Raw genomic sequence first — 22,107 nt, 5'->3', positions numbered from 1 at the left:
CGGACTATTGGCAGGGGGCATCTTCCCGGGGTGATCTGTTTTCGGTTTCGACGGAAAAAGGGCCAGTCCGGAGACTGGCCCTGTGTCAGGTTTCATCACTTTTGCGTGTAGGGAGACACATACCTGAGCTGAAGTTCATTCGGTGCAACTTGTATTGTGAGCTCAGTATCTACGTCGATCACTGAGTTTACTACTCCATTAACAACCCCGCCCAATAGGCGGCAAAGAAGACCTGTTCCGATACTACAAATTGCAGACTCCTCTTCAAGCAAGCCCACAGTTGCTCGCCCCAAAAGCCTCGTTGACAGCACAATCGGCTCAACATTTCGTTGTTCTATGACGATCCTGCCATCATCAAGGAAGGTTATCGGTCCAGAGAGCTTCAATCCATTAATTGGATAGCTGCGCAGATTATCCTCAAGGCGGGTGTTCGCCAGTCCGCTCAGCCTAACGTTCAGATACGGTGCATCAAGGTAAACATCCAGCTCGGTCTCGAAGGTCAGCTGACCGTCTTTTTGTAGAATCACACCATCAATCAGGCCGTCGCGGTTTTCGCCCTGGTAACGCATACGCAAGGCGAGGGGTCCGGTGTCAAACTCTTGAGAGGTCTGTAAATCACTGGTCGCAAGTACTGCGAGCAACTGACTGCTCAGATTGACCCAGATGTCGCTAGGCGTGGTAAGGAGTACCGACGGATGCAACTTCACAGGCACTCGCGTGCTGCCATCTTCGGCAACGGTTGGTTCACCCACTATCTCAACATCAAGGTTTGCTGTCAGAAAAATGAATTTTTTGAACTCATCGCAAGCTTCGGTGCCTACTTCACAGCCTATCTGCCCGTTATCCTCAAGCACCCCGCTACTGATCTCCGTGATGGCAAGCTTCATGGAATTTTCAGGAATTCCGCTGATGGCATCAGGCTCTTCCGGGTCCAGCTTCAGATTAGCATTCACATCCCTGCTCGGGAGATTTTTCAGCGGCAGAAGCACGGAGGTTTTGGTTATATCTCTGGCAACAAACCGGTTTTCAAGCGGTTGTCCGCCTGACGAAAGGTCCCCGAGGCTCCTTCCCGGGTCGGCGTACTGGCTCAGGAGCCTGCTGTACAGGGGGATACCCTGTTGATTGGTAATACCATCGGTCAGCACGTAACGGTAGTTTGTTCCTTGCTCCCACTTGTCGAGTGGTACGGCTCTCAGTTCACGACCATTGAGGAGGCTAAGACTATAACCTTCAACTGACTGCCAGCTGCCGTTCTCGTCCTGCTTTTCCACAACAACAGTTTCGCCGGCCACAATGGAGTCCGGATCGATATCCTGTGAGAAGCGCACGATAATAGGCTCGCTGGCCGGATGCTCGGTTATGGGCAGCAAATCATCCAGCGGGCGCTGTCCAAAATTCGCGGAAGCAGGGGTCTGGCTCGTGATGCCACCAAGACACCGCCCCTGTTTTCCGGGCTGGGCATCCAGGTCCGTCTTGGCGCATGGGTAACCAGGAAGGGTTGTAAGGGCAATCGGACCAACGTCAGCTGGCGGAACCTCCGCCGTTGGGTCGAGCCTGAAATTACGGCTTGTGCTGGCCATCGGATTACCCGACAGGTCAACAAGGCCGTCCATCGTAAGGGTATAATCGATGCCATGCGTTAACGGCTCGGTTGGCCGGATAACGAGAGCCGGACCGTCAAGCCGGGATTTAAAGGCAACCTCTGCCGATGTGGTGCCGTCATTGGCGATGAGGGTGATATTGTCCGGATTGATGGATGACGGAAGGAGAGGTTCCGAGAAATAGACAATCAAAGGGTCAGAAGGCCTCTGTATGTTGGAGTGTTCCCCGGGGACCCAGCTCTTGATGAAGGGCGCTGCGGTGTCCGCAAAGTCGGCCTGTAGCGGGGCATCTTCGACGTTGCGGAAGCCGTTCAGCTTGAAGGAAATCAGGCCTGAGGCTGTGTCAATGCCCATCACGTCCGGCTCAATAACACCAACGGCTTCGATGCTCAGCTTTCCGTCTTCGACGAGGGCAGTGCCCACCAGTTGCACGTGCATGAGCTGTTGGCCAAGGGCGCCGTTGGTAACGGTGTTCCCGGTATTCAGGGCCATATCGATGTAGAGTTCGAGCACCCGGGGTGCATCCACTGCATCGGTATAGGGGTTGGGTATCAGGAAACCATTGGCATCCGAGAGAAAGCGAACCCCGACGGCTTCGGACTCGAACCCGGCCGGCACAGCCCCCGCGATGCTGACTTCTACAGAGCTTCCGGTGAGCAAGGTGCCCCGTTCGATCCTCAACGGAATGCTCTGAGCGGCCGCCTCAAACTTGGGAATAAAACCCAGTTCCGCGAACACAGTGCCGGCGACACTGGTCGGGTTCTCTTCGCCCAGAAGAAGGGAGCTCAGGTTTACCGAATTGTAATCGGCACCCGTCAGTGGCAGTTGGCCTGGCATGTTTTCAGCTACCTGAGCCATGATCTGGCGCTTGCCAGTCGGAGAGCGGGAGTCGGTCGGGTTGAAGGTCAGTGTGCGATCTTCGGACAGGGTGTCACCCAGCAGAGCGCTTTTTATGCCGCTGGTCACGGTCAGGTTATAGGTTCGGGCCGGATCCAGGTAGCCTTCCGGATCCACCGTAACCCGGTGGTCCTTGACGTATACTTCGGCATTGACCGGTTCGCCGGCCTGGTCCGCCAGGCGGATGGTCTGGCCGTAAACCACCGATTGCGGGTCGACGGGCTCGGTAAACTGAAGCCGGAATGTCGTAAAGTCCGTGACGGGGTAGTCGTTCCCTCCGTCCGGAATGGTTCGCGCCAGTTCAAATCCGGTACCTTCGGTCTGGCTCAGAAGCGGGCCGGATGTTGCCGGTGCTGTCTTGAATTTGATTCCGTCCGCGGTCAGGGACACTGGTGCGCCGCCAACCTGAAGTCCCTCTGCGGTCAGGGTGTAGCTGGTTCCCGGTGCAAGCGCCTTGTCCGGCTTTGCCGCAAGCCCCATCTTGTCTTCATCAGTGAACATCACGTCTGTGAGGGTAACCTCGTTCCCGGTGGCATCCCTCAGGATCAGAGAGTCAGGAATGTCGGTCAGCGGTGTGTCGATGGACTTGTTGAAACGCAGGAAGACAGGTGTTGTTGTGGGAACGGTGGACGTGACACCGGGCTGATCGCCGCCCGGGGGCGTACTGTCAGCCGGATAGGTAAATGTCAGCGATCCGGGTGTCGGAGCCCGGGTAACGGTCTGCTGGTCGCCGCTATCCCCGCAGCCTGCGAGTGCTGTGGTGACAATCAATGCAATAGTGGTTTTTTTCATGCCGTACCTCTTCAAAATCTCAGCGTAATTGAGCCGCTGAACACGTGAATATCGCCGTCTGCAGTAACGTCTTCTTCATTGCCATTGAAGTCGACAATGGTGAAGTCACGCTCTTGCAGCATCTGGTACTGGTAACCGAGGTCCACGCGAACGGGGTAGGCCAGAAGACGGGTCCGGTTGTAGGTGGCACTTAAGCCAAGCCCGACAGAAATCTTGTCTGTGTCCAGGTAGTTGATTTCCGGGTTTCGGGTGGTTTTCAGAGGGGATTCTTCATAGGCGACGCCGGCACGGAAGGTAAAATTGTCGTTCAGCATGTACTCGCCACCGAGGCGGGGAGTCAGGGTGTCCTCAAACTGCATACGGGCAGCGGGGGAAAGGCTGTTCTGATCCTTGATGGTGTCGCTGGTAAATTTATCTTCCAGGCCTGACCAGTTCTGTTGTTCTACACTGCCGCCAATACGCCAGCCGTCACCTTTATACTGGGTGCCGACGACCCAGATTTCCGGCTGAAAGGAGTCTATCGTGGTAACCGCAAGCGCAAGCCCCGGATCGGGAATCGTCTGGTCGACAATGACGTTTGCGTCGATACTGGTGGAAGCCGATGATTCTGCCCGGTAAGCAAGGGCCGTTTCCCAGCCGCTCAACCAACAGCCGCTTTCAGGGCAGAAAGTTTTGCCCCAGTCGATGGAGGTACTGAGAATCGACTTTACAGAGGGTTCGGCATTGACTGACAGGCGCTCACGTCGTGTCTCACCGGCCAGGTTCGATAACGTATCCAGCTTGGCTGTGGCTTCGAGGGTGACTCTTGCCGAGATTCCGGCGTCAATACCTCGCCAGATGTTGGTGGCACCACCGATATTGAGGAACAGGGGTTCCCTGCCATACTCCATGAACTGGCCGCTTTCTGATGTGTTTGAACTGAAGGCCAGCAGTTCCTTGCCATACTTCTCTACTCCCGCGATGAAGCCAAAGTAAATGGGGTGCTTAAAACGGGTCAAGGAAGAAAGATTTGTTTTCATGCCGATGAGCACATGCTGACTCGGTGAGTCGGCGAGTACGTCGCCATCCCGCAGGGGGCCATCCGCTCTCAGTTCCTGTTCTGCATGAAGCAGGCCTAGGGTCAGCTCTCCCCGGGGATCTTTTGTCAGATAAGCCGGGTTATAGTAAGTGGCAGACACCTGATCGTTGAACATAGACAGGGATTGCGCTGTAGCCACGTCGGCTGCCATTACCCCGTAGGTGGTGCCGATGTTGCCCATGCTGGCCTGAGTGGGAAAAGAACCCCCAGCGGACAGAATTGCGATTGCAAGGCAAGAGGTAGGGCCCTTAGTAAAAAGGGGAGTCTTAGGCATTAATATGCTCCGTTTTCTCGTTATTGTTGTCAGTACATCTATACAGCGCTTGTTGAGGCGGTCAGATGCTGTTCAGCAAAAAAGCTTACTTAAACTGTTTTTTCGGAACATTGGCCCTCTTGACGCCACAGATCGTCTTTAACTCAGCCAGGCTTTTTCGTGAGAAAGGTTTTGAAAGGACGTCGCTCAAGTAGATTGCCGAAGCGCTGCTTGTCGAGCTGATGCGCCGGGGAGTCGACCTGGTTACCGCAGAGGTCGAGTCGGCTTACGCCAGCTCGGACGACCCGGTTGAGCGTTTGCGTCTTTGTATCAACGCACATCTGCGAGCCCTGTTGTTAGGTTCGGATGCGGTTTACGTGCTGTTGTTTGAATGGCGGGCGCTGGGCCCGGAGGCTAGTAAGGAAATCATCGAACTGCGTGACCAGTACGAGTCCCTGTGGGCCGGTATCCTCGAAACAATGATTGCGCAGGGCGTGGTCCGGCAGAATGTTGACGGCCGTTTGCTTCGCCTGATCGGCCTTGGGGCGCTCAACTGGGTTGCAACCTGGTTCGACCGGAACGGAGTCCATTCACTCGACGCCATTGGTGATTTTATCTGGCAGATCGCTATGGACGGTGTCATCAATAAAGGTGTCCAGGCATGATCTGGATTCGCCGGCATGGACGTACCAGTCAAAGCAACAGCGCTACCGCCAGCAGTCGCTCTGGCAGTGTCCCAGCGATCAGATCGGCAGTCAGTCGGATCAGTTATCGCTGCTGTCCGACAGGTAGGCGCCGTCCTCGTCATGGACTTCCTGGCCGGTCACCGGCGGGTTGAAGGCGCAGATCAGGCGCATGTCCTCGGTGCCACCGTACAGGGTGTGCTTGTCGTGGTTGTCCAGGGCGTAGAGGGTACCGTCGGTAATCTCGTGAACTTCACCCGTGGCGAGGTCCTTGATGCGCCCGTTACCGGCAACGCAGTAAACGGCTTCCAGGTGGTGCTTGTACCAGAAAGTGTGCTCGGAGCCTGCCTTGATGATGGTTTCGTGGAAGGAAAATCCCATTCCGTCCTTCTTGAGCAGCAGGCGGCGGCTGGTCCACTGCTTGTCGCTGACTTCACGCTCGGTACCAATGATGTCCTGAACTTTAACGATTTTCATGGGCGTATCTCATGGTTGGTTGGTCAGAATCGGGTGAAACAACTTTATAGTATAAACATTAGGCATCTATATATTTCAAGTGGCCCTTTCCTCCTGCCACTGGTCATACCCCTCTAGCGCTTCCCGGCTGTCATTGCCCGGTGTGGCCCGCTCCGCACGCCGCGAGAGGCTTAACGTACGCTATTTTCCGTTTCGTGAGGTGGCCCCTTGACACGTGCGTCACCGACTCTGCTGAATCGCGTTCTGCGACGATGGCGGGTGACGCATGGCCTCGCTGGCCGGCAGCGCCGGAGGCGTGGACCTCCGGCGCATCATCAGCGCCGGAACAAGGGCGGCCAGGAAGATCGCGCCGACGATAAAGAAGCTGTCCCGGTACCCCAGCATGTTGCCCTGGCTGTAGATCACGCGGCCAAGATAGTTCATCGCCCCGGCCTGGCGTATCGCCTCCGGCACGCCAGCCTGTGCAAACAAGCCGGTTACTTCGTGCAGCATAGCGGTCGTTGCACTGTTGCCTGCATGCTGTGCCGCCGTGAAGCTGTCTACGTAGAGCTGAGATCGCCGCTCCAGAGCGATGGAGAGCAGGTTGACACCAAACGCCCCGCCGAGTTGGCGCACGAAGTTGATGGCGCCGGAGCCCTGACTGAGTAGCGTCATGGGGAGCGCCTTGAGGGCGCCGGCGTTCAGGCTCGGCATGATGAAACCAAGGCCGATACGCCCCAGCATGATCCACCAGGCGAACAGCCAGAACGAGGTATTGGTATCCACGTTGCTCATAAGAAACGATGACAACGCGAAAATCACAAGCCCAAACATGACCGTGGCATAGGCGGGTGTCCTGTCAGTCAGCCGCCCCGCGATGGGGAAGACCAGGGCCAGAATCAGCCCCGCCGGCATTAGCAGCAGGCCCGAGCGGGTCGGCGTGTAGCCCTGGATCGTCTGGACGAACAGCGGGATCAGGAAGGTCGAACCGAAGATGCCTGCTCCGAAAATGAAGGCCACGACGGAGGCGCCCGCATAGACCCGGTTCGTGAAGAGCTTGAGATTGAGCATGGGTGCGGACGTGCGCAGCTCCCAGACGATGAAGCCGATGCCCGCGACCAGGGCGATGGCGAAGTCGCGCAGGATGGGGTCGGAGATCCAGCCGTCACGCTGCCCGTTCGACAACCCGTTGAGCAGGGTCACGAGAAACACCGTCATCAGTCCAAAGCCGATCCAGTCGAATTTGCGCGGCGGACCGGAGGTTGCGCGCCCCGGCATCAAGATCGCGGCCATAAACAGGCCGATGAAGCAGAAGGGCACGGCCATGAAGAAGACATAGCGCCAGCTGAAGCTGTCGACCATGATGCCGCCAAGCGTCGGGCCAAGCGCCGGGGCCAGCACCACGCCGATGCCGTAAATTCCCATGGCCGACCCGCGTTTCTCCGGCGGAAAGACCTGGAAGATCGTCTGCATGGCGAGCGGCTGGAGGATGCCGGCCGCGCCGCCTTGTAAAACACGGGCCAGGATCAGCACGCCCTCGGCGGGGGCGAGCCCACCCATGATGGAGGCGGCGATAAAGATGGTTATCGCCAACATAAAGGTCGCGCGCTGGCCGAGGGTATCGACCATCCAGGCATTGAGCAGCATGGTCCCGGTCATCGCGGCGAGGAAGCCGGTGGAGAGAAGTTGCGCCTTGTCCTGGCCCATGCCGAAAGCGCCCATGATATCCGGCAGGGCTACATTGACGATGGTGGCGGTCAGGATAGTGGCGATCGTGCCCATCATGACCGTCGCTGTGACCAGCCAGCGATAGGACGGGCCGAAACGGGCGAATAGCCCCTCGATACTGTCCGGCCGGGGCGCGCTAGTCATCGGCTCTCGCCTCCAGCTCCACCATCATACCCGGCTTGAGTTCGCCGCCGTCCTGCTGCACCGCGATGCGCACTGGCAGGCGCTGGGTGATCTTGGTGAAATTGCCGCTCGGGTTGGGGTTGGGCAGCAGGGCGAACTCGCTGGTGGCGGACTGCCCGACGCGCGTGACCCTGCCCTCAAAGCGCCGCCCCGGCAGGGCATCGACAGTGATCATCACGCTCTTTCCCGGCCGGAAGAAGCGGATGTCGGTCTCCTTGACGTTCGCTTCGACACGCACCCGCTCGGGATCATGCACCATCAGCAGGCGTTGGCCGGGGGTGACATATTCGCCCTTGTCCACAAATACCCGGTCCACCACGCCGTCGAATGGCATGACGATGGTGCGATCTTCCAGGTCGAGTTCGGCCTGGGCTTTTTGTGCACGTAGCCGCTGCTCCTCCGGGCCGAGTTCGGCGAGCTGGGTGCGCAGCACCGTGAGTTCCCCGCGCGCGGCTTCAGCCTCGGCCAGGGCGGCGCGGGCATTTTCCAGGTCCGCCTGGGCGCTCAATGTCTGCTGCTTTGCCGTCTCCAGCGCCGCCCGCGTCTGGTCCAGGCGCGCACGGTTGATGGCACCGCTCGGCGCCAGCTTCTCCGCCCGGTCATTCTCCTGTCTGGCAAGATCGAGTTGCGCTGCCGCTGCTGCCAACCTGGCCTCTGCCGCCCTCACCGCTGCCTGTTTGGCGGTAATGCGGCTCTGTGTCTGACGGTCGGTGAGTGCGATGCGCGCTTCGATCTCCTCGCGGCGGCGGGCAATCCCGGCGAGTTGCGCGTCAAGCGCCTCGACACGGAGACGGCTTTCCCGGTCGTCGATCCGGATCAAAACCCTGCCTCTCTGCGCGGCATCGCCATCGGTCACTTCAAGTACCGTCACCCAACCGGGAACCCGGCTGCTCATGGCAACAATGTCGGCGGCGACACGGGCATCCGTCACAACGACATGGGTGAGCTGCTGATACAGCCACCAGCCGCCACCTCCGAGAACGATCAGCGTCGCCAGGATCGCGCCATACCATCGCCATGGCCGAGGGCGGGCAGGAGGTAAAGCCGTCTCTGACTCAGCCTCCCTCTTCTTGTCGGGGGCGGTGCGTAGATCGGTTTCCTGATCGTCGTCCTGGTGTTCCCGGTGGGTCATATGCTGGTTCACGCTCTAGCTCTCATCAGTTTTTGTCCACAGGCTGCATCGCCCTTGGGGTGCCGCCCAGCTTGTCGGCGATCTTCTCGAAGACCTTCAGACAGGTCGCCACCTCGGCATGGGACAGGTCGGATAAGATTTCCGCCCGCACCGCCGCTGTGGTAGCTTCGATCCGTTCCAGAACAGGGGCAGCCTCCGCACGCAGGTGAACCGATTTGGTGCGCCGGTCGGCGGCTTCCGTGCGGCGTTCGATCAGCCCCTCCGCTTCCAGCCGGTCCAGCGCGCGTACCAGGGTCGGCCCCCGCACCCCGACCGCCTCGGCCAATTCACGCTGGGTTGCCGCCTGGGGCAGGCGAGAGAGATGTAACAGGGTCAACCAGCGGGACTCGGTGAGGCCAAAGGTGGCCAGCCGCCGGTCGATTTCGGCGCGCCACAGCCGGGCGACCAGCCCGAGGCGAAGGCCGAATTGTTCCTGATCGTGAAGTGGCTTCGTCATCTCATTGCCTGCATCATTATGTAGCTGTACTATAATCAATAGATAGCTAAGTATCAAATGGCGAGGGATGTAGCCCCGAAGGCAGCACTGTCTAGAGCAGAGGACCGGGAAAGGCGTTCCATCCCGATCACAGAAAGGAGCACCACGATGTACAGGACGATCCTCCTAGCCTATGACGGCAGCCGGCAAGGCCGTGAGGCGCTGGACCAGGGGGCCGAGCTGGCTTCGCTTTGCCAGGCTCGTGTCTATCTCCTCGCCGTCGTCACCCATGAACTGGGTGTCGCGCTCGCTGAAGCGGCGGCACCCTCAGACCTGCCGGAGCGAGAATATCAGGAAGTGCGCCGCGTGCTGACGGAGGGCGCGGAAGCGCTGCGGCGGGCGGGGCTTTCCGTCGACACGCGCCTCGCTGCGGGCAACCCCGCCGAGGAGATCGGCCGAATGGCGCACGAGGTCGGCGCGGATCTGGTCGTGGTCGGTCACCGTGAACAGAGCGCGATGGCCCGGTGGTGGCACGGCTCCGTCGGCGCTTCGCTGCTCGCCCACGCGCCATGCAGCCTGCTGGTGGCCGTTGCGGACCGGTAGTTGTCAAGGAATATGTCGCAGGGTCTTCATCAAGGTCTTCGCCGGCTAGGCTGAGGAGAAAGCCCTTGATTCAGGTGTTAATCGGTTGGCGGCCACTGCTGCGCAGCATGTAACACGCGCAGTATTCGTACCGTCAAGGCATCCTCCTGGTACACGAGGATATAGTTCGACCAGGCGACGAGTTCCCGGGTCCCTTCAACCCGACCAGGGCGGCCTATTGTGGGGAACTCCGGCAGCTTTTCAGCTTTCATCTCGATATCATCTTTTACGCGCTGTGCTGCATCGGGATTGTCATCAGAGATGTAATCGACAATCCCTAGCAGATCGGTACGAGCCAGTTCCAGCCATTCCAGTTCAGGCACGGCGACGCTTTCTGTCGATCAACGCTTGTGCCTCATCCATTACCTGTTGATGAGGAACGGTAGGTCGGGCATCAGCCAGGGCCTCTTTCACTTTATCGCGGAACCAGGCGTCATGGGCTTCCGGATCAGCCGTTAACCCAACGGGCAATCCGCCCTCTTTGGTTACGCGGGTTAGAAGGATGCGGACGGCATCTGATACCGTCAAGCCGAAGCTGGCGAGCTTTTCCGCTGCATCAGCCTTCAGCTCGTCGTCCACACGAACGTGCAGCATTGAAGTGTGAGCCATGATGAATTCTCCGTTTGTCATGCGTAACTCTACTTTGTATCTCAAATGCGATACAGTCAAGCTGTAGATATTAGCAAAATCACTGCGTTTGGTCAGATGCCAGTATTTTATAGATTGTTGACCGGCCTATCTTTAACCTCCTGGCGATCTCCGTAGCCCCCACTCCCTGGCTGTGCAGGGCACGGACTCTATCCTTGTCCACCCTGGGTTTACGGCCAAACTTGACCCCTTTGGCCTTGGCCTCCAGGCGGCCCTCGTTGGTGCGTTCCAGTATGCGCTGACGCTCGGGCTTGGGCCACGGCCGACAGGATGGTGACTACCATCTTGCCCATGATCCCCTCGGTGCTGATCCCATCGTCGAGGAACCGGATAGCCACACCCATGTTGTCGAACTCTTTGATGAGCTGGCCCGGAGTTGCGTCAATACAAGATCGAATAGCACTGGGATGACATTATTCACATTGCCGGTTCGCTCAAACTGGGGACCGTGCAGGCCTCCGTGGGATGCGCTGGAAGCGTAACTGGAAGCGTTTTACCCCAAAGGCGGTGGGCCGGGGGCGCCCACCCATGGGCCTGGGACGAATGTTGCGGCTGTATGTTAGTGGCCCCAACAGTGCTTTGGCTTCTCGGACCAAGGCATCGAGGATGCGATTTACGACAATCAGGCGATCCGGCGTTTCGTTGGCATTGACCTTGGCCGGGAGTCAGCACCGGATGCGACCACCTTGCTCAAGTGTCGCCGATTGCTGGAGCGCGAAGGGCTCACCGGCAAGCTGTTTGAGGCGATCAACGCTCATCTGGCTGGGCAGGGGCTGATGCTACGCGAGGGCACCGTGGTGGACGCGACGCTGCTTGCCGCATCGCCGTCCACGAAAAACCGGGCCAGAAAACGCGATCCGGAAATGCACCAGGCTCGCAGCCTGCTTCACGGCGAAGAAACAGACGTTATGTACCTGTGCTGGGTTGTGTCAGCCAGCGGTTAAGCTAACATCCGGCACAAGCTGATTTTTCTTCTGCTGGCATTGAGCCTGCTGGGGTCCGGATTTGCAGCATTGCCAACACCTGGATCAGCCTGACCGCTGCCAATTGAGAAGACGCGATGAAAAGATATCCTTACGGTTTTTCAGCAGCCTGGGCGCTTACGCTGATGTTCGCGATGGCCAGCCCCACGGTGGCAGCTCAGGCTGCACCGGATGAACAGAAAGAAACCGTTAACTGTGCGTTGATCCGGGACGGCATCCAGCGACTTGCCTGCTATGACGCCCAGAATGACCCCATTGCCGCCAGAAAAGCGGCGGACGAAGACACGTTACAGCAGGCGGATGAGGAAGCCGCTATTCCGGTGGCTGATGATGCCCGGCGGGAGCAGATCGTCAGCGATGCTCTTGAGGACGACTCAGACACCGGTCTGATGACAGCCCTGGTGGATAATTACCTGACCGCGGAGAAGGCAATTTTTTCATTCACCGGCAGTTTTGTGACCCACCGCCCCAACTACATCCTGCCATTCACCTATGTGGACGACCCTAACCCAAGGCCCACCAGCCCGAGACTGGGCCCCGCCGGCTATGACTTCGCTCTGGAAGAGGAAGAGGCGAAATACCAGATCAGTTTCAAGATTCCACTGCTGACTGGCATTTTTGATGATCGAACCACCTTCTGGTTTGGCTATACCCAGCAGTCCTACTGGCAGGTGTACAACACCAAAGACTCCGCTCCCTTCCGTGAAACCAACTACGAGCCCGAGATTTTCTTCCGGCACCGGCTGGACTGGGATCTTGGGCCTGGCACTCTGAGTGCGGTGTCTCTGAGCTTCAATCACCAGTCTAACGGTCAATCAGAACCCCGGTCGCGCAGCTGGAACCGGATCATGGGCACCGCGGCTTACAGCTATGACCGCTGGCTGTTTATGGTTAACCCCTGGTTCCGGCTGCCGGAGAGTGGCAGCGATGACGACAACTCGGATATCGAGAAGTATCTCGGACATGGTAGTTACCACGCGGTTTACAAGCTGACAGAGGACCGCACGTTCTCGCTGAAGCTTTTGAACAATATGCGTTCTACCAATCGGACGTCGGTGGAGTTCGGGTACAGTTTCCCGATGGGGGATACGATGAAGGGCTTTTTCCAGTACTACAACGGGTATGGGGAGAGTCTGATTGATTATAACGAGCGTATCGAGCGGTTTGGCGTGGGGATTCTGCTGAATAACTGGTTCTAGTCGGAGTGTGCCCGGCGCAACTCCACGCTGCCATGCATCAGGTCCGTCAGGCCATGGTGCTGAGTGTTCGCCGGAAGCGGGTCAGGGCCAAGGCAAAAAGGGTACTCCCGATAACGGCGATGGCCAGGAATTGCGGCCACACGGTGGCGAGGCCCGCGCTACGATACAGAATGGCCTGGGCCAGCATTACAAAGTGGGTGTTGGGCGCGGCGAGCATGATGTACTGGACGGCCTCCGGCATGCTCTCGCGCGGCGTCGAGCCCCCGGAGAGCATCTGCAGCGGCAGCAGCACCAGCATCAGCAGCAAGGCAAACTGCGGCATGGACCGGGCGACGGTGCCCAGGAAGATGCCCATCGAGGTGGTCGCGAACAAATGCAGCGCAGTCCCGACCAGGAACAACGCGAGCGAGCCTTCGATGGGCACGGACAGCCAACCCTGCACCACCGCAGTCAGTGCGAAGGCGGTGGCGGCAAGGACGACCAGCGCCATCGCCCATACCTTGCTGCTCATGATCTCGAAAGGCGTGACCGGCATGACCAGCAGATGCTCGACGGTGCCGTGCTCGCGCTCACGGATGAGCGCCGCGCCGGTGAGGACGATGGAGAGCATGGTCACGTTATTGATGACCTGCATGATGGCGCCGAACCACGACTTGTTGAGCTGGGGATTGAAGCGCATCCGCAGCGCCAGATCGACCGGCAACTCCGGAACCTCGCGATAACGCTGCGCGAAGGCGCGCACCTCGTCGGTGACGATGGTCTGGATATAGCCGCTGCCGGTAAATGCCTGGCTCATGCGCGTGGCATCGACGTTGAGCTGGACCGTGGGCCGCTGCCCTGCCAGCAGGTCACGCTGGAAGTTGGGCGGGATGTCAAGAGCGAAGGTGTCGAGGCCGGCATCCATGCGGGCGTCCATCTCGGCCTGCTCGATCACCTCGGGGAGAACAAAGTACGGCGGGTAAAAGGCGCTGACGATGCGCCAGGACAGCGGCGAGCGATCCTCATTCACCACCGCGATCGGCGCCTTGTTGAGGGTCTCCGGCATGGCCGTGGCCGCCGTGTAGACGGAAACGGTGAAGGCGTAGACGATCAGCACCAGCATGATCGGGTCGCGGACAAGGCTGCGCAGCTCCTTGACACCGAGATGGCAAATATTGGCAAGGCGCATAGACTATCGCTCCTGCTTCTTGAGCAGCGCGGCGGACAGCCCGATCAGGACCGGCACGGCCAGCGCCAGTGGGAGAAAGGCGCCATGCAGGTCGGAGAAGTTGAGGGCCTTCGAGAAGGTGCCGCGCGCGATCGTCAGGAAATGCGTGGTCGGATAGACCTCGCCGATCAGCCGGCCCATCCCTTCCAGGGACGAGACCGGGTCGATCATGCCGGAGAAGTTCGCCGCCGGCAGGATGGTGAGCACTGCCGTGCCGAAGATCGCCGCGATCTGGCTGCGCATGAAGGTGGAGATCAGCAGCCCCACGGCCGTGGCGGCACCAATATAGAGCAGCGCACCCACCGCCAACGTCAGGAAGCTGCCCTTCAGCGGCACGCCGAAGACGGTCACCGCGAGCAGCGTGAGCAGCAGGAAGCTCAGGAAGGACAGGACCACGTAAGGGAACTGCTTGCCGAGCAGGAACTCGAGCCGCGTAGTGGGCGTGACGTAGAAGTTGGTGATCGAGCCGAGCTCCTTCTCGCGCACCACGCTGAGCGCCGCGAGCATGGCCGGGATCAGCATGAGCAGCAGCGGGATCACCGCCGGTACCATTGCCACCAGGCTCTTGACGTCCGGGTTATAGCGGAACCGGGTCTCGATATTGACGAGCCCCGCCAAAGCCTCGCCGTAGCCGGCCTCGCGCGCCTTGGTCGCCAGCCAGTGGGCATGAATCCCCTGCACATAGCCGCGGACGGTCTCGCCCCGTGTCGGCATGGCGCCGTCGATCCAGGCGCCGGTCTCGACCCGCCGGCCCCGGGCAATGTCGCGCGCGAAGCCCGGCGGGATCTCGATCGCCAGACTGATGTCGCCTTCGCGCATTCGCCGGTCAAGATCGGCATAATCGGTGATCGGCGGCCGCTCGACGAAGTACCGGGAGCCGCTGAGGTTGAGCGTATAGTCGCGGCTGACGGTGGTCTGGTCGCGATCCAGCACCGCAAAGGTGAGATCCTCAACATCGAGGCTGATCCCATAGCCCATCACGAACATGAGGATGACGCTGCCGAGCAGCGCCAGCGTCAGCCGGATGGGATCGCGGCGCAGCTCCAACCCTTCACGCCGGGCGTGGCTGATCATGCGCCGGGGATCGAACATGCGCCGCCAGCCCTGGGGTTCGCCATGGCCTGCCGACGCGTTAACCGTATCGAGCGACGCTGTTTGCTCCTCTCCGCCTTCGCCCTCCCCCGACGCCTCCTCCAGATGCGCGACGAATGCCTCTTCCAGGGTCTCCGCGCCCCGCTGCTGCACGATATTCGCCGGCGTGTCGGTGACCAGCACCCGGCCCGCATGCATCAGCGAGATGCGGTCGCAGCGCTCAGCCTCGTTCATGAAGTGGGTGGAGATGAAGATGGTCACCCCGTCACGGCGCGACAGCTCGACCAGCCTGCGCCAGAAGGCGTCGCGCGCCACCGGGTCGACACCTGAGGTGGGCTCGTCGAGGATCAGCATCTCGGGCTTGTGGATCATGGCGACCGCCAGCGACAGGCGCTGCCGGTGGCCGAGGGGCAGCCGGCCCGGCAGGCTGTCGCTCACAGCCGCCAGGTCGAAGCGTTCAACCATTTCGTCCACGCGCCCTGAAACCTCGGCAGCGGGCACGTGGAACAGCCGGGCATGCAGCTCCAGGTTCTGCCGCACGGTCAGCTCGGTGTAGAGCGAGAAGGACTGCGACATGTAGCCGACGCGGCGCCGGGTCGCGAGGTCGTGCGGATCCACCTCCTGTCCGAACAGCCAGGCGCGGCCTTCGCTCGGCGGCAGGAGGCCGGTCAGCATCTTCATGGTCGTGGTCTTGCCGCAGCCGTTTGAGCCGAGAAAACCGAAGATCTCACCCCGTGGGACACGCAGGTTCACATGATCGACCGCGGTGAACTCGCCGAAGCGCATGGTCAGATCCCGGGCCTCGATGGCGGTATCGCCATCGTCTTCCGGCCGCGGCGGAATCTCGACCGCCCGATAATCCCGGCGCTTGTCTTCCGGCAGCAGCCGGATGAAGGCTGCCTCCAGCGACTCCGCCCCCGTGCTGTGCAGCAGGCCTTCGGGCGTGTCGCTGGCCAGCACCCGCCCATTGTCCATCGCCGCCAGCCAGTCGAAGCGTGCCGCCTCCTCCATATAGGCCGTGGCCACCAGCACGCTCATGCCGGGCCGGGAACGACGGATGCCGGCGATCAACTCCCAGAACTGGCGTCGTGAGAGGGGGTCGACACCGGTTGTCGGCTCGTCGAGGATGAGCAGGTCCGGGTCGTGGATCAGCGCGCAGCAGAGGCCGAGCTTCTGCTTCATCCCCCCGGATAGCTTGCCCGCCGCCCGATCGAGAAACGGCTTGAGCCCAGTGGCCCATGTCAACGCCTCGATGCGGCGCGCCCGTTCGCCGCCGTCATGCCCGAACAGGCGCCCGAAGAAGTCGAGGTTCTCGAACACTGTGAGCGTCGGATAGAGGTTCCGCCCCAGGCCCTGCGGCATGTAGGCGATACGCGGGCCGACTCCGCGGCGATGGCGCGCATCGGCCATATCGCCGCCGAGCACCTCGACCAGTCCCGTCTGGACAGCGCGGGCGCCGGCGACCAGCGCCAGCAGGCTCGACTTGCCGACCCCGTCCGGACCGATCAACCCCGCCATGCAGTTCGCCGGGATGTCGATAGTGACCTCGTCGAGCGCACGCGCCCTACCGTAGTACAGGGACACATTCCGCAGGCGAGCAACCGGCGCGGCAGCCCCCCCGCCATCCTCAATTTGTGCATGTACCTCCCGGCTCATTGCGGCAGTCTCGTCTGCAGTTCAGGCGGCCAATCCACCCGCGGGTCGAGCTGCACATAGGCCATGCCAGGCAGGCCGGTCTTGACCTGGAGGAGGTGTTCTCTGAGCAGGTCCGGGGCGATCCGCGTCTTGATGCGGAACATCAGCTTCTGGCGCTCTTCTTGCGTCTCCACCGTCTTGGGCGTGAACTGAGCGACGTCCGCGACGAAGGAGATTTCGGCCGGGACCACGTATTGGGGAGCGGCGTCGAGCACGAGCCGCGCCTCGGCCCCGAGCGCGATCCGCCCGGCCTGTTCCGTCGGCAGGAAGAAGGTCATGTACACATCGGTGAGATCGACCATGTTCAGCACCACGCCGCCCGGGGAGAGAACCTCGCCGGGCTGAGCGACGCGGTACTGGACACGCCCGTCACGCGGCGATTTCAGCACGCTGTCGTCGATATCCGCCTGAATACGCTGGAGGGTGGCCCGCGCCGCTTCCACCGAGGCCTCCGCGGCAATGACATCCGACCTGGCCCGCCCTATGGCGGCTTGCGCGGCCGCCGCCTGCGCCTCCGCGGCGCCGACCGCAGCCTTCGCCGCCGCAGCCGCGGCACGGTCGTCATCGAGCTGCGCCTCGGAGGCGGCATTTTTTGAGGCGAGTTCCCGGGTGCGGGCTAGCCGTTTTTGCGCGGCGTCGAGCTCGGCCTTCCTCTGGGCTATAAACGCCTCGGCGGCCTGCCTCTCGGCCTCGCGCTGGGTCACCAGGCTTTGCGCGGTCTCGATGCCGATGAGCGCCCGTTGCAACTGCGCCTCGGCCTCCCGGAGCTGCGCCTCCAGGACGGCCGTGTCCATTTTCGCCAAGACCTGGCCGGCGCGGACGAAGTCACCCTCGTTGACCAGGATCTCCCGGATCCGGCCTGCGGTCTTGGCCGCGATATCGATCTCGACCGCCTCGATCCGGCCGTTTCCGGCGGCGAATCCGTCGGGCAAGTCCTGCGGTTGAAAATGCCACCAAGCCCAAACGCCCAGCCCAATGACAATCGCAGCGGCGATGCCTCGAATACCTGCTTTAATGAACTTTTTCACGTCTTGGATTGCTCCACGCCAGTTGGCTCACTCACTCTTGACCATTGTATTCAGGCTGAGCGAAATCTTTGTAGACCCACATCTAAAGCTGTACCTTACGCACGAACCACAGCAATTAGGGTGACCCACATCATTTTTGTCGACAAACAAATCTCCGGGCAAGCTTCCCAGTTTCCCTATTATCCCAGTTTATAATCATGGGTAGTAACTACGCGGACTGCTCAGAGATAGAGTTTCTATCCATGGGTAGTAAAATGGGTAGTATTGAGCGGCGATGGCTGTGAAAAATACACCAAGTAACTGTTTATAAATGCTTTTTAATTTTTATTCGTCGAGCAGGTGCAGAACATCGAATAACGGATGACCCGAGGCGGATACCCGGACCCATGGATGATTTTCACTGGCATGCTCGCACTTCCAAGGAAGTCCTCGATCGACTCGATACCAAGGCCGAGGGCCTTTCGGCATCAGAAGCCAGACGCCGGCTGAAAGACAGCGGCCCCAATCGCATTGAGCGAAATGGTCGTCGGCCCTGGTACAGAATTCTTCTGCATCAGCTGGCCGATCCGATTGTTTACGTTCTGCTCGCCGCGGGGGTGCTTGCCATCCTGATTGGCAAGGTGACTGACAGTTTTGTGGTGCTTGCCGTTGTTGTGCTCAACACCATCATCGGCTTTGTCCAGGAAATGCGCGCCACCAAGGCCATCGAGGCGTTGAGCCGGATGGTGCCCCAGAATGCCACGGTGCTGCGCAACGGTGACGCGAAATCGGTTCCCGCCCATACAGTGGTGCCGGGGGATGTGCTGTTACTGCAGGCCGGAGACCAGGTGGCAGCGGATGTCCGGCTGCTTGAGGTCAATGGACTGCAGGTCGATGAGGCTGCACTCACCGGGGAATCGCTTCCGGTGACCAAGCAGGAAGAACCTGTGGCAAGTGACGCGGTGATTGGTGATCGCCATTCCATGGCTTTTGGAGGAACCCTGGTCACTGCCGGTACCGCAGACGGTGTGGTGGTCGCCACTGGTGCGGGCAGCGAGCTGGGACGGATCTCCCGGCTGTTGAGTGAAACCGAGGATCTGCAAACTCCGCTGACCCGCCGGCTCGCCAGCATGGTAAGGGTTATTTCCCTGACGATCCTCGTGATCGCGGTGCTTATCTTTCTTGTCGGCATGTGGCGGGACAACTCGCTGCTCGACAGTGCGCTGGCCGCCATCACGCTGGCCGTTGCCTCCATTCCCGAAGGTCTGCCTGCGGTTATCACTATCGCATCGGCCATCGGCGTACAGCGCATGGCGCGTCGCCGTGCGATTGTCCGTCACCTTCCTGCAGTCGAAACCCTGGGCAGTACCACTGTCATCTGTACCGACAAGACCGGCACCCTGACGCGCAATGAAATGACTGTCGAGGCAATGTGGACGCCGGATCTGGAGGTCGAGGTGACCGGAATCGGATACGCGCCTGAAGGGGAGCTTCGGGCCGAAGGCCAGACGTTGTCCCCGGTGCCGGAGCCGGTTCACGATCTGCTGCTGGCGGGTTTGCTCTGTAACGATGCGGAGCTGGAGTGCAGGGACGGGCGCTGGCGAATCGTTGGCGACCCCACCGAGGGGGCTCTGGTCGTCGCAGCCGGTAAGGCGGAGCTGGATGAAGACTCGACGCGGGCGGCTTTCCCCCGCAAGGACGAGATCCCGTTCAGTTCGGAAAGTCAGTTCATGGCGACCCTGCACGAATCCGGCAATGGCGCCGACATGGTGTGTGTGAAGGGCGCGCCGGAGGTGATCGCCGGGATGTGCCCGGTATTCGCCGGAGGCCGGCCAATGGCCGTGGAGCTTGTGCATGAAGCGGTGGAGGCGCTGGCTGCACGGGGTATGCGCGTGCTGGCCGTTGCCATGGCAAAGCCCGCCGCCAATGTGGACCTGAACTCCTCCGGCTGGCAGGACGAGCTTTGTTTTCTTGGTCTGGTTGGTATGTCGGATCCGCCCCGAGACGAGGCCATTCATGCGGTCAGGGTCTGTCAGCAGGCCGGCGTTGTGGTCAAGATGGTCACTGGCGATCACGCGGAGACTGCCCGGGCCATCGGCCAGAGCATCGGTTTGCTGGAGACCGACGGCGTGGGTGCGCAGGTGGTGACGGGAGTGCAGATCGAGGCCGCAACCGATGCCGAACTGCTTGAACTGGTACACTCCACCAACGTTTTTGCCCGTGTGGCGCCCGAGCATAAGCTGCGGCTGGTCAAGGCCCTTCAGGCCGGAGGGCAGGTTGTCGCCATGACCGGTGACGGTGTTAATGATGCGCCGGCGCTGAAGCGGGCAGAGATCGGGGTTGCCATGGGAATCAACGGCACCGCGGTTGCACGGGAAGCCAGCGACATTGTGCTGGCGGATGATAATTTTGCCTCCATCAGCGCCGCGGTAGAGGAAGGGCGAAGGGTCTACGACAACCTTTCGAAGTCCCTCGCGTTCGTGCTGCCCACCAGTCTGGGGCAGGCAATGATCATCCTGGTCGCGGTCCTTTTCTTCCCCGTGACCGACGGTCATCTTCTGATGCCGATCGAGCCCGTGCAGATTCTCTGGGTGAACCTGGTCGTTGCCATTGCGCTGGCGTTGCCACTGGCTCTGGAGGCCCGGGAGCCGGGTTTGATGAAACGACCGCCGAGGCCGCCAAAGGAGCCTCTGCTGAGCCGGTTCCTGGTGGTTCGCACCTTCCTGGTCGGTGCCCTGATGACCGGTGGGGCCGCTGGGCTTTTCCTGTTGGAGTACACCGCCGATCTTTCCGAAGGGGCTGCTGTTGAGCTCGCCCGGGGCAAGGCCCAGACCATGGCGGTAACCACCATCATCCTGTTCCAGATGCTGTACTTGCTGAACTGCCGCTCGCTCACCCAGACGTTCTGGCGCATCGGGCTGTTCGGCAATCTGTGGGTGTATCTCGGGATTGGGGTGACCCTGGTGCTTCAGCTGGCCTTTGTCTATCTCGAGCCGCTCAACCAGCTTTTCCATACCCGGCCGCTGGAGGCCGCCGACTGGTTGCTGTCCACGGGTGTGGCGTTTGCGGGGTTCCTGATTATCCTGCTGGAGAAATGGCTGTGGCGGCAGAATGACGGTGGGGAGAAAGTTGAAAATGGGGTCAGATGAAAGCGTTCATCAGACCCCTGGGGCTTGGGTCTGACTCCGGGGTGATGGGCTGGAATGGGGTCAGATGAAAGTGTTCATCTGACTCCTGACTAAAGACTGGCATCAGGGTGGCGACCAGCAGTGGGGTCTGATGAAGGCCTTCATCTGACCCCGTCTTGCATATTCCCCCGCATTCGCCGACCCTGTGGCTTTCACGTATAATCACCGGCTTTTCCAGCCCCAGGGGCGGGCAACACATCGACGTTCGGGAGTTTTCAATCATGAGTCAGGCCGGTGAGCAGGGCACCCTGTTTGTGATTTCTGCCCCCTCGGGTGCGGGCAAGACTAGCCTCGTGGCAGAAATGCTGAAGAATGATGCGAAGCTCGGCGTGTCGATCTCCCACACCACCCGCACGATGCGGGAAGGGGAGCAGGACGGGGTAAACTACCACTTCGTCAGCCGCGATGAGTTCGAAGCGATGATCGCCCGGGGGGATTTCCTGGAGCATGCCGACGTCTTCGGCAACTACTATGGTACCTCCCAGGTCTGGGTCCGTGAGACCCTGGCCCGGGGCGAGGACGTCATTCTCGAAATCGACTGGCAGGGGGCTGAGCAGGTGCGCCGGCTCATTCCCGAATGCGTCAGTATCTTCATTGTCCCTCCCTCCGCCGAGGTGCTGCGGGAGCGCCTGACCGGGCGCGGTACCGACGCACCGGACGTCGTCGAACGCCGGCTCAGGGAAGCGACCGAAGAGTGCTCCCATGCCCTGGAGTTCGACTACCTGGTGGTGAACGACGATTTCCAGGTGGCACTGGCGGATCTGTTGGCGATTGTCCGCAGCCAGCGCCTGCGCATGCAGGTCCAGCAGGTCCGGCACAGGGATCTGCTGGCAGGGCTGTCTGGCAAGGCCTGATACGCGGTTTTCCTGTATACAAATTGAGCCGGTAGCAGTAAACTACGCGGTCTGCTGAAACAGTCATTTTTATTTGTCGGGGAAGTTATGGCACGAGTTACCGTTGAAGATTGTCTGGAAAACGTTGATAACCGCTTCCAGTTGGTGATGCTGGCTACCAAGCGTGCCCGCCAGATTGCGACCAAGGGCTTTGAGCCGATGGTTCCGGAAGAGAACGATAAGCCGACGGTCATCGCGCTGCGCGAAATTGCCGAGGGCAAGGTGACCCGAGATCTTCTGAAAGAAGAAGACGAGGATTGATCACTGCGCAGGAT

The 22,107-nt window shown here is 60.4% G+C and carries 18 protein-coding genes and 1 pseudogene; 7 read left to right on the top strand and 12 right to left on the bottom strand.

Features of this window, described 5'->3' with window-relative positions; all coding sequences use genetic code 11:
• Nucleotides 1-95: 95 nt before the first annotated feature.
• Nucleotides 96-3,290: an Ig-like domain-containing domain gene (locus tag DET50_RS14705; protein WP_011784152.1), complete on the bottom strand. Its 3,195-nt coding sequence runs from the start codon at nucleotides 3,288-3,290 to the stop codon at nucleotides 96-98.
• A gap of 11 nt (nucleotides 3,291-3,301) precedes the next feature.
• Entirely contained in the window at nucleotides 3,302-4,642 is a 1,341-nt protein-coding gene (aupA, locus tag DET50_RS14700; protein ID WP_036219378.1) for an alkane uptake protein AupA, read from the bottom strand.
• A 221-nt stretch (nucleotides 4,643-4,863) separates the two neighbouring features.
• Here aupA and DET50_RS14695 point away from each other — a divergent pair, with 221 nt between their 5' ends.
• A complete protein-coding gene (locus DET50_RS14695; RefSeq protein ID WP_011784155.1) occupies nucleotides 4,864-5,286 on the top strand; it encodes a TetR-type transcription factor C-terminal domain-containing protein in 423 nt (140 codons plus the stop codon).
• A gap of 99 nt (nucleotides 5,287-5,385) precedes the next feature.
• Here DET50_RS14695 and DET50_RS14690 read toward each other — a convergent pair whose 3' ends face one another.
• The 4 genes from DET50_RS14690 to slyA form a co-directional block, all read right to left on the bottom strand.
• Entirely contained in the window at nucleotides 5,386-5,781 is a 396-nt protein-coding gene (locus DET50_RS14690; RefSeq protein ID WP_011784156.1) for an ectoine synthase, read from the bottom strand.
• A 219-nt stretch (nucleotides 5,782-6,000) separates the two neighbouring features.
• Complete coding sequence (locus tag DET50_RS14685; RefSeq protein WP_011784157.1) at nucleotides 6,001-7,632, bottom strand: DHA2 family efflux MFS transporter permease subunit; 1,632 nt, start codon at nucleotides 7,630-7,632, stop codon at nucleotides 6,001-6,003.
• Entirely contained in the window at nucleotides 7,625-8,815 is a 1,191-nt protein-coding gene (locus DET50_RS14680; protein WP_198324799.1) for an HlyD family secretion protein, read from the bottom strand. Before DET50_RS14680 ends, DET50_RS14685 begins: the two co-directional genes overlap by 8 nt.
• A gap of 13 nt (nucleotides 8,816-8,828) precedes the next feature.
• Nucleotides 8,829-9,299: a transcriptional regulator SlyA gene (slyA, locus tag DET50_RS14675; RefSeq protein WP_011784159.1), complete on the bottom strand. Its 471-nt coding sequence runs from the start codon at nucleotides 9,297-9,299 to the stop codon at nucleotides 8,829-8,831.
• 147 nt (nucleotides 9,300-9,446) lie between these two features.
• Between slyA and DET50_RS14670 the strand changes: the two genes are divergently transcribed.
• A complete protein-coding gene (locus DET50_RS14670; RefSeq protein WP_011784160.1) occupies nucleotides 9,447-9,881 on the top strand; it encodes a universal stress protein in 435 nt (144 codons plus the stop codon).
• Between the two features lie 77 nt (nucleotides 9,882-9,958).
• On the opposite strand, the gene DET50_RS14665 is transcribed toward DET50_RS14670, so the two are convergent.
• The 3 genes from DET50_RS14665 to DET50_RS19835 form a co-directional block, all read right to left on the bottom strand.
• Nucleotides 9,959-10,243, bottom strand: a complete 285-nt coding sequence (locus DET50_RS14665; RefSeq protein ID WP_011784161.1) for a type II toxin-antitoxin system RelE/ParE family toxin — start codon at nucleotides 10,241-10,243, stop codon at nucleotides 9,959-9,961.
• Nucleotides 10,236-10,529, bottom strand: a complete 294-nt coding sequence (locus tag DET50_RS14660; protein ID WP_011784162.1) for a type II toxin-antitoxin system RelB/DinJ family antitoxin — start codon at nucleotides 10,527-10,529, stop codon at nucleotides 10,236-10,238. The genes DET50_RS14665 and DET50_RS14660 overlap by 8 nt, the downstream gene beginning before the upstream one ends.
• A gap of 79 nt (nucleotides 10,530-10,608) precedes the next feature.
• Nucleotides 10,609-10,692, bottom strand: coding sequence for a helix-turn-helix domain-containing protein (locus DET50_RS19835; RefSeq protein WP_459562190.1), 84 nt, complete (start codon nucleotides 10,690-10,692; stop codon nucleotides 10,609-10,611).
• A 389-nt stretch (nucleotides 10,693-11,081) separates the two neighbouring features.
• Here DET50_RS19835 and DET50_RS14650 point away from each other — a divergent pair.
• Together DET50_RS14650 and DET50_RS14645 are read left to right on the top strand one after the other, a co-directional pair.
• Nucleotides 11,082-11,446: pseudogene (locus tag DET50_RS14650) on the top strand (transposase); the annotation flags it as partial.
• A 230-nt stretch (nucleotides 11,447-11,676) separates the two neighbouring features.
• Entirely contained in the window at nucleotides 11,677-12,750 is a 1,074-nt protein-coding gene (locus DET50_RS14645) for a phospholipase A (protein ID WP_036149235.1), read from the top strand.
• A gap of 46 nt (nucleotides 12,751-12,796) precedes the next feature.
• Here the strand turns inward: DET50_RS14645 and DET50_RS14640 are convergent, their stop codons facing one another.
• Genes DET50_RS14640 through DET50_RS14630 form a run of 3 tightly spaced genes read right to left on the bottom strand, consistent with a single transcriptional unit; the run spans nucleotide 12,797 to nucleotide 17,772 of the window.
• The gene (locus tag DET50_RS14640) at nucleotides 12,797-13,918 is read right to left on the bottom strand and encodes an ABC transporter permease (RefSeq protein WP_011784164.1); all 1,122 of its coding nucleotides are present in this window, start codon (nucleotides 13,916-13,918) and stop codon (nucleotides 12,797-12,799) included.
• Nucleotides 13,919-13,921: 3 nt separating this feature from the next.
• Nucleotides 13,922-16,705: a ribosome-associated ATPase/putative transporter RbbA gene (gene rbbA / locus DET50_RS14635; RefSeq protein ID WP_113863562.1), complete on the bottom strand. Its 2,784-nt coding sequence runs from the start codon at nucleotides 16,703-16,705 to the stop codon at nucleotides 13,922-13,924.
• Nucleotides 16,702-17,772 (bottom strand): HlyD family secretion protein, encoded by a 1,071-nt coding sequence (locus tag DET50_RS14630; RefSeq protein WP_240342703.1) that lies wholly within the window; start codon nucleotides 17,770-17,772, stop codon nucleotides 16,702-16,704. Before DET50_RS14630 ends, rbbA begins: the two co-directional genes overlap by 4 nt.
• A gap of 386 nt (nucleotides 17,773-18,158) precedes the next feature.
• On the opposite strand from DET50_RS14630, the gene DET50_RS14625 reads away from it, so the two are divergent.
• The 3 genes from DET50_RS14625 (at nucleotide 18,159) to rpoZ (ending at nucleotide 22,093) form a co-directional block, all read left to right on the top strand.
• On the top strand, nucleotides 18,159-20,900 hold the full coding sequence (locus tag DET50_RS14625; RefSeq protein WP_113863561.1) for a cation-translocating P-type ATPase: 2,742 nt from the start codon (nucleotides 18,159-18,161) through the stop codon (nucleotides 20,898-20,900).
• A gap of 260 nt (nucleotides 20,901-21,160) precedes the next feature.
• Entirely contained in the window at nucleotides 21,161-21,793 is a 633-nt protein-coding gene (gmk, locus tag DET50_RS14615) for a guanylate kinase (protein ID WP_113863559.1), read from the top strand.
• Between the two features lie 87 nt (nucleotides 21,794-21,880).
• Nucleotides 21,881-22,093, top strand: coding sequence for a DNA-directed RNA polymerase subunit omega (gene rpoZ / locus DET50_RS14610; RefSeq protein WP_091997338.1), 213 nt, complete (start codon nucleotides 21,881-21,883; stop codon nucleotides 22,091-22,093).
• Nucleotides 22,094-22,107 lie beyond the last annotated feature (14 nt).

It is taken from the genome of Marinobacter pelagius, assembly GCF_003315345.1.
Classification (GTDB): domain Bacteria; phylum Pseudomonadota; class Gammaproteobacteria; order Pseudomonadales; family Oleiphilaceae; genus Marinobacter; species Marinobacter pelagius_A.
The sequence above is the reverse complement of the archived record's forward strand: the minus strand, read 5'-3'. Positions and strand labels throughout refer to the sequence as shown.